Source organism: Rhodococcus sp. OS5 (assembly GCF_056837585.1).
In genome coordinates this window covers 4,806,123-4,817,824 of the sequence record NZ_CM166368.1, presented here as the reverse complement: position 1 = coordinate 4,817,824, position 11,702 = coordinate 4,806,123, and the positions used below count along the sequence as shown (strand labels likewise).

The 11,702-nt window shown below is 62.9% G+C and carries 11 protein-coding genes; 3 read left to right on the top strand and 8 right to left on the bottom strand.

All coding sequences use genetic code 11. The features are described from left to right. Positions 1-17: 17 nt before the first annotated feature. From ACVZUB_RS22335 to ACVZUB_RS22320, 4 genes are read right to left on the bottom strand one after another with little or no spacing between them, the layout of a single operon-like run. A complete protein-coding gene (locus ACVZUB_RS22335) occupies positions 18-884 on the bottom strand; it encodes an acyl-CoA thioesterase (RefSeq protein WP_050654676.1) in 867 nt (288 codons plus the stop codon). Beyond that, the gene (locus tag ACVZUB_RS22330) at positions 881-1,705 is read right to left on the bottom strand and encodes a DUF1295 domain-containing protein (protein ID WP_042451087.1); all 825 of its coding nucleotides are present in this window, start codon (positions 1,703-1,705) and stop codon (positions 881-883) included. The genes ACVZUB_RS22335 and ACVZUB_RS22330 overlap by 4 nt, the downstream gene beginning before the upstream one ends. Further along, the gene (locus ACVZUB_RS22325) at positions 1,702-2,625 is read right to left on the bottom strand and encodes an SDR family NAD(P)-dependent oxidoreductase (protein WP_475845645.1); all 924 of its coding nucleotides are present in this window, start codon (positions 2,623-2,625) and stop codon (positions 1,702-1,704) included. The genes ACVZUB_RS22330 and ACVZUB_RS22325 overlap by 4 nt, the downstream gene beginning before the upstream one ends. Next, a complete protein-coding gene (locus ACVZUB_RS22320; protein ID WP_030534917.1) occupies positions 2,622-3,833 on the bottom strand; it encodes an acetyl-CoA C-acyltransferase in 1,212 nt (403 codons plus the stop codon). Before ACVZUB_RS22320 ends, ACVZUB_RS22325 begins: the two co-directional genes overlap by 4 nt. Positions 3,834-3,956: 123 nt before the next feature. Between ACVZUB_RS22320 and ACVZUB_RS22315 the strand changes: the two genes are divergently transcribed. From ACVZUB_RS22315 to ACVZUB_RS22305, 3 genes are read left to right on the top strand one after another with little or no spacing between them, the layout of a single operon-like run. Further along, positions 3,957-5,189: an acetyl-CoA acetyltransferase gene (locus tag ACVZUB_RS22315; RefSeq protein ID WP_030534916.1), complete on the top strand. Its 1,233-nt coding sequence runs from the start codon at positions 3,957-3,959 to the stop codon at positions 5,187-5,189. Between the two features lie 48 nt (positions 5,190-5,237). Further along, complete coding sequence (locus ACVZUB_RS22310; RefSeq protein WP_003940450.1) at positions 5,238-6,755, top strand: carotenoid oxygenase family protein; 1,518 nt, start codon at positions 5,238-5,240, stop codon at positions 6,753-6,755. Continuing rightward, positions 6,752-7,483, top strand: a complete 732-nt coding sequence (locus tag ACVZUB_RS22305; protein WP_482627773.1) for a VOC family protein — start codon at positions 6,752-6,754, stop codon at positions 7,481-7,483. The genes ACVZUB_RS22310 and ACVZUB_RS22305 overlap by 4 nt, the downstream gene beginning before the upstream one ends. Before the next feature lie 74 nt (positions 7,484-7,557). Here ACVZUB_RS22305 and ACVZUB_RS22300 read toward each other — a convergent pair whose 3' ends face one another. Genes ACVZUB_RS22300 through ACVZUB_RS22285 form a run of 4 tightly spaced genes read right to left on the bottom strand, consistent with a single transcriptional unit; the run spans position 7,558 to position 11,604 of the window. Next, the gene (locus tag ACVZUB_RS22300) at positions 7,558-9,201 is read right to left on the bottom strand and encodes a long-chain-fatty-acid--CoA ligase (protein WP_082920612.1); all 1,644 of its coding nucleotides are present in this window, start codon (positions 9,199-9,201) and stop codon (positions 7,558-7,560) included. Then, positions 9,198-10,253 carry an NAD(P)H-dependent amine dehydrogenase family protein gene (locus ACVZUB_RS22295; RefSeq protein ID WP_083056965.1) on the bottom strand — a complete coding sequence of 352 codons (1,056 nt, stop codon included), beginning with the start codon at positions 10,251-10,253 and terminating at the stop codon, positions 9,198-9,200. The genes ACVZUB_RS22300 and ACVZUB_RS22295 overlap by 4 nt, the downstream gene beginning before the upstream one ends. After that, positions 10,250-11,020, bottom strand: coding sequence for an SDR family oxidoreductase (locus ACVZUB_RS22290; RefSeq protein ID WP_042451076.1), 771 nt, complete (start codon positions 11,018-11,020; stop codon positions 10,250-10,252). Before ACVZUB_RS22290 ends, ACVZUB_RS22295 begins: the two co-directional genes overlap by 4 nt. Beyond that, positions 11,017-11,604: a nuclear transport factor 2 family protein gene (locus tag ACVZUB_RS22285; protein ID WP_083056968.1), complete on the bottom strand. Its 588-nt coding sequence runs from the start codon at positions 11,602-11,604 to the stop codon at positions 11,017-11,019. The genes ACVZUB_RS22290 and ACVZUB_RS22285 overlap by 4 nt, the downstream gene beginning before the upstream one ends. Positions 11,605-11,702 lie beyond the last annotated feature (98 nt).

Genomic DNA, 11,702 nt, shown 5'->3' with positions numbered 1-11,702 from the left:
GCAGAAAGAGTCGGGAATCACTCGGTGCGGGCAATGAGTAACGCTTCCTGAGTGATCTGGCAGATCTGGAGTCCGGACTGATCGAAGACCGCGGCATTCACTACTGCTCTGCCGGTGTGAGCTGTGGGGGTCGAGTGCTCGAAGAGCAGCCACTCGTCCGCCCGCACAGGGCGTTGAAACCACATCGTGTGATCGAGGGACACACCAGTCCAGTCCGTGTCGAGCGAGTGCTCCTGCCCGATGTCGTAGCCGTGCGGAGTCAGTGCGGTTGCCATCAGCATCAGATCACTGGCATAAGCGAGAGCAGCCACGTGAATCAGTGGATCGTCGCTCAGCCGCTGAGCCGAACGCATCCAGATGTTGCGCGGAGGCGCCGCCGAATGCGCGGTGGGGGAGTGCGAATCAAGGGGGGAAACACGAATCTCGATGGCGGAGAACTCCTCCCACACCTCACCCAACCCACCGTCTGCCTCGGCCAACTCTTGCAACGTCACGCACTCAGTGGGCGGGAGTGCGGTAGGTACTGCGCGACTGTGAGTGATGCCCTCGTCGATCGAGGAGGCAGAGACCGTCGAACGGCAGACGAGTCGTCCGTCCTGGTGGACGTCGACGCCTCTGGTGGACAGGCGTTTTCCGTCCCGAAGGCGATCTACCGAGAACTCGGTCGCGCGATTCGTCGACCCCGGGCGAAGGAAGTGGGTGTGGACGGAACTGATCGCTTTGCCGTCGGTAACCGTGTGCCCGGCTGCGAGAATCGACTGGGCTACCAGTTGGCCGCCGAACAGCTGAGGCAGCCGAACACCGTCGTTCGACCCTTGCCACCGGTCCGGGCCGGTCGATTCCAGATCGAAGACGTCGGCGAGACCACTCGTGGGGGCGCTCACGACGCGTGGTTTCGTGCCGGACGGGGTGGACGAGGTAAGAATCCGCTGGTCCGGGCGACGTAGTCGTCGTAGGCCTGCCCCTTGCTCTTGCGCATGCCGCGTTCGAGAAGGGCCTTACCGCTGTAGCTCACCAGCAGTTTGATCATGACGATCGGAGAGACGATCGTGATCAGCGCCAATGGATCACCAAGCGCGAGGATGAACAGACCGACCCAGACGCATGCATCACCGAAGTAGTTGGGATGGCGGGTCCAGGCCCAGAGCCCACGGTCCATCACCTTCCCGGCATTGGCCGGATCAGCTTTGAAGCGGGAAAGTTGGTAGTCTCCAACCGATTCGAAGACGAAGCCGACGGTCCAGACCGCGATGCCGATCGCGCCGAGGACTCCGAGGGCGCGAAACTCGTACATCGCGAACTGGACGGGCAGCGACACCACGAGAATGAGAACGCCCTGGAGGCCGTAGATTTTGCGAATCAGGAACGGAACCAGCGGTCCCTGTTGATGTTTGAGCAGGGCAGTGTAGCGCTTGTCCTGCCCGTGCCCACGGTTTCGGAAGCCGATGTAGAGGCCGAGTCGCATTCCCCACACCACGGTCAGAGCCAGCACGACGAGGCGACGCAGATCGTTGCCGTCCGACCCGATGGACGTCAGGTACGAGACGACGGCGACGACGGCAAAGCCAGGCCCCCAGCAGATGTCGATGATCGAGTGATTGTTCATCCGGATGGCGACGGCCATCACGACTGCGATGAAGACGAGGACGGCGAGTGCGCTCACACCGAAGTTCAGTGCAAGGTCGCCCAGTGGGATGTCGGTCATGTGCGCGCTTTCCGATTGTGGTGGTCGAGCAGTTCGGAAGCGAAGTCCGCGAAGGCTTCCTGTGCGCTCGGATAGGTGTGAGGAGTGCCGAGCCGGCTGGTCACGAGCAGTGCGTCGAGCGCTTTGGCATCGAGTTCTGTGGTGGTGGGTAAGAATTCGGTCGAGCCCTCGACGGCGTCGGCCGAACGCACTCCGTTACCTGCGGTGACGATCACCTGCCCGTTGGTCGTGGACTCGGGATCGACGAGAGCAGTGACCACCGGGGCTACCAGGTCGGCCCCCATGATGTCGATGAATCGTGGGTCCATTCCGGACTCGGTCATCTGCGTAGTGGCATAGGGCAGTACGACATTGGTGAACACATTGCGACTCGCTCCTTCGCCGGCTGCGGTGCGTCCCAATGCGATGACGGCACCCTTGCTGGCGGCGTAGGCGGACACGGTGGGTTCTCCGTGCAGTCCTGCGGTCGAGGCAATCATCACGATGCGCCCGAATCCGGCTTCGCGCATCACTCGGGAGGCTTCGGCGGCGACCAGTGCGGTTCCGACGACGTTTGTCGTGATGACGGTGCTGAGGTTCTCGGCGGTGGTGCGATGAAGCATCTGTGGACCGCTGACCGCGGCGCTGGTGATGCAGAAGTCGAGTCGTCCGAACCGAGTGAGAGCGTCGTCCACCAACTTTCGGCCGACCTCGGGGTCGGTGACGTCGTCGTGGTTGGCGACGGCCTGTCCGCCGGTTTCGAGGATTTCGTCGACGACCTGATCTGCAGGGCCTCGGCCGCTCGAATCGAGTGTGCGATTCCGATTGTTGACGATCACCGTGACCCCTCGGCTCGCGAGATGCAGTGCGACGGCACGGCCGAGGCCCTTACCCCCTCCCGTGACGACGGCAACGCGGCCGGAGAGTGAACTGACGGTCATGAGGCGATCCGTTCGACGAGCACCGCGACTCCGACACCGGCGGCGCCGCTGACCGCGGCCACACCGTAGCGTCCGTCGCTCCGTACCAGTTCGTCGACACATGCGCCGACGAGAATTGCTCCGGTGGCGCCGAATGCATGGCCCATCGCCATCGTGCCTCCGTTGGGGTTCATGCGGTCCGGCCCGGCGTCAAGATCGCGGCGGAACCGTAGGCAGAGTGCGGAGAACGCCTCTGCGAACTCGAACACGTCGATGTCCTGTGGACGAAGCCCGGCTCGCGCGATGACTGCCTCCACGGCGCTCTGGCCCGCAGTGAGCATGAGGACCGGATTCACCGAAGTCGAGGCGGATCCGATGATCCGTGCGCGAGGGGTCAAGCCGGCTCTCGCCGCGGCTTTCTCGGATCCGAGGAGTAGGAGCGCTGCGCCGTCGGCCATGGCGGGAGAGGATCCGACGGTGTGCAGGTGTTCGATCTTGCCGACCTCAGGGTAGGCGGCGAGCGCGAGTGCATCCTGACCGGCGGCGCCGAGCCCTTCGAAGGCCGGAGGCAGCGCGGCGAGTCCCTCTGCCGTCGTCTCTGCCCTGACCAGTTCGTCGTGCGCGATTCCGGCTTCACCATTTCTGCCGGGGACAGGCACAACGGACCGCTCGAATGCGCCGTTGCGCCAGGCCTCGGCAGCCTTGTGCTGGGTTTCGACGCCGTACGCATCCAACTCGTCGCGGGAGTACCCCTCGATCGTGGCATTCAAGTCGGCGGCAACACCCATATGGATGGAACCGATCTGCGCGATAGTTGCCGGATCGGTCCACAGCGGTCCTCGATCACTGAACATCGGAGTCCGGGAGACGCTTTCGACGCCACCGGCCACGACGAGGGACACGTCGTCGCCGCGAATGCGGGCCGCGCTCTGGCCGACTGCGTCGACGCCGGATGCGCAGAATCGGTTGAGGGTTGCGCCGGGGACGGAGTCGCCCCAACCGGCAAGGAGTGCGGCAGTTCTCGCGATGTTCGCGCCCTGCTCGTCCACCTGCGATGCGCAACCGAGAACGACGTCGTCGATCTGTTCTGCGGCGAGGTTCGTTCGACCCTGCAAAGCCTTGGCCAGGTGGACGACAAGATCGACTGGGCTGTGTTCGTGGAGGGCGCCTCGCGCCGATGCTCGACCGCGCGGCGTTCGCACGTAGTCGAGGACAAAAGCATCAGTCATTTTCAACCCTTCAATTAGTAGAGTTACTCTGCTAGTTGTAGTACGGTTGCGGTGAAATTACAACCGCCGTTGCGCGGGTATCTCGGTGACGTCACCGAGGCCGGATCGGCAAGGGGAGAGGTCATGACTGTTTCGAACATTTGGATTCTCGGCGGGTACCAATCCGACTTCGCACGGAACTTCACCCGTGAGGAACTCGATTTCGCGAACCTTGCCGAAGAGGTGGTGAACCACACCCTGGACGCGGCGAAGGTTCCTGCCACCGACATAGAGGTGATCCACGTCGGTAATGCCTTCGGGCAATTGTTTGCCGGCCAAGGTCAGCTGGGCGCGATGCCCGCCACCGTGCATCCAGACCTGTGGGGTGTGCCCTCGTCTCGGCACGAGGCGGCGTGCGCATCGGGCAGTATCGCTGTACTTGCAGCGATGGCAGACCTGCGCGCCGGCAACTACGACGTGGCTCTGGTGATGGGTATCGAACTGGAGAAGACGGTTCCGGGTGATGACGCGGCTGGCCATCTGGGCGCTGCAGCCTGGGTCGGACACGAAGGTCAGGAAGCAAAATTCATGTGGCCGTACATGTTCGACCGTGTGTCGAAGGAGTACGGGCGGCGTTACGGGATCGACGAATCTCACCTTCGCGCGATCTCGCAGATCAACTTCGCAAACGCGAAGAACAACCCCAACGCGCAGACACGCGGTTGGGCGGTGCCCGATCTACTCGGAAATGCGGGTGGTGACGACACCACCAATCCCGTTGTGGAAGGTGGTGTTCGACGATTCGATTGCAGTCAGGTGACCGACGGTGGCGCCGGGGTTGTGCTGGTGACGGACAAGTACCTCCGAGAGCATCCTGATGCCGCGGCGACTCCGCTGGCCCAGATCGCGGGCTGGGGTCACCGGACAGTTGGTTTAGGTCTCGAGCAGAAGCTGGCCCGCGACGCCGATAATCCCTACGTGATGCCACACGTTCGGGATGCGGTGATGGGTGCCTTCTCCCGGGCCGGAGTCGACCTGGCCGGGATAGACGGGATCGAAACACATGATTGTTTCACGGCGAGTGAGTATCTCGCGATCGACCACATCGGTCTGACCGCACCCGGCGAGTCGTGGAAAGCCATCGAGAGTGGTGACATCGCCATGGGCGGCAAGCTACCGATCAACCCCAGCGGCGGTCTGATCGGCGGTGGTCATCCGGTGGGTGCCAGTGGTGTTCGAATGCTTCTCGACGCGGCCCATCAGGTGACGGGAACGGCCGGCGGTTTCCAAGTCGAGGGTGCGAGCCGCTTTGCGACGCTCAACTTCGGTGGAAGTACGGCCACCACCGTCAGTTTTGTCGTCGACGCAGTTTCCTGAAAGTGCAGCCCAACCCAGCCTTTCCCCATCAGTCGAAAAGAGAATTCCATGGACGTCGAAATCGTAGGCAAGTTGTTGTCCACCCTTCCCGCCGATGACGATCACCCGTATCGCACCGGCCCGTGGCAACCCCAGACCACCGAGTTCAAAGCGGACAACCTCGAAGTCGTATTCGGTGAGGTTCCGAAAGACCTCGACGGTGTCTACCTGCGTAACACCGAGAATCCGCTCCATCCCTCGATGAAGGCGTATCACCCCTTCGACGGTGACGGCATGATTCACATCGTGGGCTTTCGCGACGGAGAGTCGTTCTACCGCAACCGATTCGTACGTACCGACGGCTTGGCGGCCGAGCAGGATGCCGGCGCTGCGTTGTGGGCCGGGCTTGCCGAGTCTCCCAAACTCAGTCGCCCCGAGGGCGGCAAGGGTGCGCGCACCCGGATGAAGGACGCGTCCAGCACCGACGTCGTCGTTCACCGGGGGACTGCTCTCACCAGCTTCTACCAGTGCGGAGATCTGTATCGTCTCGATCCGATGTCGGCGGAGACACTCGGCAAGGAAAGCTGGAACGGCAAGTTCCCCTTCGAATGGGGTGTGTCCGCGCATCCGAAGGTGGACGACAAGACCGGAGAAATGCTGTTCTTCAACTACAGCAAGGAAGCGCCGTACATGCACTACGGCGTGGTGGACTCGGCCAACGAGTTGGTCCACTACGTCGACGTCCCACTTCCCGGTCCGCGCTTGCCGCACGACATGGCCTTCACGGAGAACTACGCGATCCTCAACGACTGCCCCTTGTTCTGGGATCCGGTTCTGCTGGAGAAGGGCGCGCACGTCGCGAATTTCCATCCCGATATCCCGCTGCGTCTCGGAGTCATCCCACGCCGCGGAAATACCTCTGACATCAAGTGGTTCGAAGCCGATTCGACCTATGTCCTGCACTTCGTGAACGCCTACGAAGAGGGGGACGAGATTGTTCTGGACGGTTTCTACCAGGGTGATCCGGAGCCGTCGGACAACGGTATGGGCAATCAGTGGGAGCGCGCCTTCCGTTTCCTCGCTCTCGATCGCATGCAGACCCGGCTTCACCGCTGGCGTTTGAACCTGGTCACCGGAGCCACGCGTGAAGAGCAACTCAGTGACTCGATCACCGAATTCGGCATGATGAACGGCAATTTCGCGGGTGAGAAGTACCGATACGCCTATGCGGCTTCTGGTAAGCCGTCGTGGTTCCTGTTCGACGGCTTGGTCAAACACGACCTGCTTACGGGGAACGAGGAACGATTCTCCTTCGGTGACGGCGTGTATGGAAGCGAGACCTCGATGGCACCACGCGTGGGTGGTACCGCCGAAGACGACGGCTATCTCATCACGTTGACCACCGACATGAACGAGGACGCGTCCTTCTGCCTGATCTTCGACGCTGCCCGCGTCGGAGACGGACCATTGTGCAAACTTCGCCTTCCCGAACGGATTTCGAGTGGCACCCACTCGACGTGGGCGCCGGGTGCCGAGCTCCGACGCTGGCAGAGTGCCGACACCGCAGCCGAAGCGGTCGGACTGTGACGGGCACGCACGACGCGGGCATGTGGGAGATCCTGCGACAGGTGGTGATCGGTGCACGAGACGTGGACAAGACCGGTCACCAATTGCGCGAAGCATTGAATCTGGCACCAGGATTCGCGGATCCACTGCTCGAAGACATCGGTTTGGCCGACGAGACCTTGGCCGTCGGGCCGCAGGCATTTCTCGAGATCGTCGCGCCGCTCGACGAGAAGGTCTCGCTGGCGAGATGGATCCGCAAGGGCGGAGGGGAGGGCGGCTATGCACTCTCGATCCAGGTTTCGAACATCGAGCCCTATCTGGAACGTGCAGCTGCGGCCGATGTTCGGACGGTGGCAGATATCGAGGCCTACGGTCACCGGATCGTCCAACTTCATCCCGGTGATCTCGGACTGCTCGTAGAACTCGACGAGATTCCCGACGCCGACGAGTGGTTCTGGGATGAGACGGAGAAGGAGGTTTCCCTCGATCCCTGGGTCGACGACATCCTCGGCGTCGACGTGTCCTCGCCCGATCCGGCCAGGACGGCGACGCTGTGGGCCGAAGTGTTCGGAAAGAAACCGGTCTCGGCGCAACCACTCTCGATCAGGCTGGGATCACGCGTCGAGTCGTTCGTTCCGGGGGAGCGGTCGATGCTCACTGCAATCGATCTGGCGGCGTCGAGCGGCGCGTCTGCCGTCGAGCCCGGGCTGAGTGTCGGCGGCGTGGAGTTCCGGATTCACCCACGCTGAGCGTGCTTCACATCGAACGACAGAATTCGGGGCCGATCGCTCGAAGCGACCGGCCCCGAATTCGTGTCATGGACTCAAGCGAAGTCCTGTCGCAAACGAGTCTTGAGCAGCTTCCCGCTAGCGTTGCGTGGCAGCTCCTCGATGAACCGAACTGCACTGGGGCACTTGAAGTGAGCCAGTCGCTCGCGTGACCACTCGATGATCTCCGCTTCGGTTGCATCCGAATCAGCAGCTCGAACGACCACGGCAAGGGGAGTCTCACCCCACCGATCGGAGTGAACGCCGACTACCGCGACCTCGCGGATGCCGGGGTGCCCGGAGAGAACACTCTCCACCTCGGCCGGATAGACGTTCTCACCGCCGGAGACGATCATGTCCTTGAGGCGGTCGTGGAGGTAGAGATAGCCGTCCTCGTCGAACGATCCGCCGTCTCCGGTGCGAAGCCAGTCGCCGTCCAACATGGTGGCCGCAGTGGCTGCTTCGTTACGCCAGTAACGCTTCATGACGTGAGCGCCGCCGATGACGACCTCGCCGCGGGTACCGACCGGGACGTCTTCGAGCGTCACGGGATCGACGATGCGGATGGGCACTCCGAACATCGGCTGCCCGACGGACTTCAACCGATGCGCGGTCGACTCGTCGGTCGCCCGATGATCTTCCGGGGTCAGCATGGTGACGCCGCCGGTCGACTCGGTGAGTCCGTATGCCTGCAGGAAACTACACCCGAAGACCTCGGTCGCGTCTTGCAACAGGGGCAGTGGCATCGGCGCGGCTCCGTAGACGAGGAACTGCAGGGCACTCCAATCTGCCTCGCGCACAGCCGGAAGGGAGGTCAGGACGCTGATCACCGCGGGAACGGCGACCGCATGCGTGACTTTGTACTCCTGCATCAGCGCGACGAGTTCGAGAGGTCCGGCGATGGTCTCGAGCAGTAGAGCGCCACCGCCGAGCGTCGTGACCAGGGCGAGACCCAGTCCGGCCACATGGAAGAACGGAACCGGGCACATAGCCACGGAGTCGGTGTCGAGATCGAGCAGGTGATACATGGTGGCGAGGGCGCGGCCGAGGTTGGCGCCGGTGAGTTCGATTCCCTTGGGGTGACCGGTGGTTCCCGACGAGTAGAAGATCAGCGCTGTGTCGTCGGGGCGGCGCGACGACCCCGGATCGTCGTCGCCGACACCGGAAAGCCAGTCGTTCCACGAGATCGAGTTTCCGGAACCGTCCACCGTGACGACGGTCCGGACGCTACCGACCGCCGCGGCGACGTCGGAGAGGCCCTCATCGCCTGCTCCGAGTACGACAACGGTCGGCTCGCTGTTGCTCAGGATGTAGTCGACCTCGCCCGGTGCCAGCCGATTGTTGACGGCCGTCAGGATCGAGCCCATCTTCGAAGATCCGTACAGGACGGAGAGGAAAGACGGTGCATTGGCCCCGATGTACGCCACCCGGTCGCCGGGTCGAACACCATCGCGCAGAAGTGCATTCGCGACACGATTTGTTTCGATGTCGAGTTCGCGGAAACTGGTACGCCCGTCATCGGAGATGACGGCGGTGCTCTCCGGACTGGCAATCGCCCGGCTGCGTAGCAAGTCTTCCAGATTCTGCACGGGGCGACCGTCGGGCAGGAGCGCGTTCACGGAAGGTTCACGGACGGCAGGTTCACGGGTGGCAGGTTCACGGGTGGCAGTCGAACCTACGTCCGTCGGCTGAGTTGTCATGCTGAATGCTCCAATCTGAAGGGGGCAAAGACAGGGGGTTCGAAAATGCCGGCGGGAGCAGCGAGTACATGCTCGACGGCGCGTAGTGCCGGGCCTGCAGTGATGAACTGACCGGCTGTCGTGCGACTGTTCGGATCTTGTGGTTCGACCAGGTTGACGGTCATCACGATCTCGGGTTTGCCGAAGAGGTGGACTTCCCATTGGTCCCGTCCCGCGTATTCGTCGCGATCAGGTTCCATGGTCCAGATGATGGCGAGGGTGAGGAACTGCTTTCCGTCGACCATTGCGTGCCAGCGCCATTCGGTGGTTCCGACGGTTCCCGCGGCGATGCGTCCGGCGGCGACGTCGAGATCCGTACGTGCCGGAACGACCCTGTGATCGGACACGACCTCGTCGTAGGTGACGCCCAGGCGCTCGCACATGAACGCGATGGTCTCGAGGTACAGCGACGCGTACAGCGAGGGCAACGGCCCGGTGCCGTCCAGGTCCTTCGGGGGCGAACCCATTCCCATCACGGTGAACGCGAAGTCGGGGTCAGGCATGCCGCGAGCGTCGAGCACCTCGTCGATCGTAATTCGGTCGAGTTCGATCGATGTTCCCGTCAGCGCCAACGCCAATCGCTCGCCGATGACACCTGGGCTCACGCCGACCCCGAAGAGCGTCGAATCGCCTTCCTTGCATGCTTGGGCGAACATGTGCTCGCGTTCGGTGCCGTGTGCGCGGGGGAAGTGCTGCCCGGCCGTCGTGATCACGTTGATCCCGGCGCGAAGCAGACGGCACAGATCGTCGTCGTGGCGTTCGTACGGAATCTGCAACCGCGGACTGTGGATGAGAACCTGTGGGCGCGAGCGGATGATCTCGTCCACGTCGCGTGTAGCGATCACCCCCGTCGGTGCTCGTCTGGCGATGTCACCGGCGTCTCGACCCGCCTTGGCGTCGCTGTACACGTAGAGGCCGACCAACTCCAGGTCGGGACGATCGATGATTCCGCGTAGCGCTGTCTTGCCGATGGCACCGGTCGCCCACTGGGCAACACGAATCGGATCGCTCATGATCGAGTGGTCAGTTCGCCGGCGAAGAGGAGCTTGCCCAGACCGCGTTCGTACCGAATCGGGTCGCGTGCCAGACGCGCACGGGCATCGATTGCCATGAAATCTGTGTCGCACGTCCACTCACCGCGTTGCGTGGCGGCGAGTCCGGTCGCGGCGATGTCCAGAGGATTTTCCTTGTGGCCCTGAACATGTGACGCCATGCGGGTATCGACGCTGCCGACGATCAACGACGTGACGGTGATGCCGTGCGGTTCGAGTTCGGCGCGAGCGATGCCGCCGAGCGACAGAGCAGCCGCCTTGGCCGGTGAATAGCCACCCATGAAGGCGGTCGGAGCGATTGCGGCCACCGACAGGACGTTGACTATCGATCCTCCGCCGCGGGCGGCGAGTACCGGCGCGAAGGCGCGGATCATCGTCAGAGGCCCGAAGTAGTTGACCTCCATCTCGGCTCGCGCAGCCGCTTGGTCGTCGGCCTCGATCAACCGATTCCCGGTGAACAGTCCGGCATTGTTGACGACCACTGTGGTGTCACCGCACGCCCTGGCCGCTGCATCGACGAGTCCTGGATCGGTCACGTCGAGTTCGACGATGTGTGCTCCGGTGGATCGCAGCTCGGCGGGCGCCTCGTCGGGATTTCTCACCCCTGCATAAATTTTGGCGGCACCCATCGACTTCGCCTGTTGGACGAAGGCCAAGCCGAGCCCTCGATTGGCGCCGGTGACGAGGACAGTCGCGCCCTCTATCGGCGTTCCGCGAAACCTTGTCATGAGTGCTCCTGTGTCCGCCGTGTGTAGATGAGGTCGTCGGGAAATTTCTTGCTCTTCTTCAAAGACGTTTCAGGCGCGAGCATCCCGAAGATCCAGCCTTCGGCTGTGGCCATGTCGTGGTTCCAGTCCCACCGCAGTGCGCGGTGGCGGATTCCCCACCTGCCGTCCTCGTAGCCGAAGCGGTCGATCAGGCGCGCCGCGGTGAGTGTGTCGGCTATGCCGTCCGAGTGCTTGATTCGCGCGAAGGCAAGCACGTAGGACTCGACGTGTGCTGTGGCCCCGTCGAGTTCGATCAGGACGTTGGTCATTGCGTGGGTCGTCAGTGACCGTGGGTGAGTGATGGCCCCGGCGATGTGGTCGATGTAGTCGTCGGCGGTGCCGGTGAAGACACCCCCGTGGTCTTCGGTTGCGCCGGGTAGATAACACCGCCTGGCGTCCTCGACGTCTCCGCGATCGGCAGCTCGGAGGAAACGAGCCAGAACCTCGTAGATTTCCTGCTTGGCGACGAGAGCGTCGACCCGGCTGTAGTCCCTGACGTCTGGGCCCCCGCCGCTGTCGACTGCGTGAATGTTGTTGGACCTCACGATGATGTCCCTTCTCGGCTCCGGATCGGGGGCCGCACGTTGACGGAGTGCCTCTGTTTACTGTAGTAATCTCTATCACACTGTTAATTGAAGTGTCA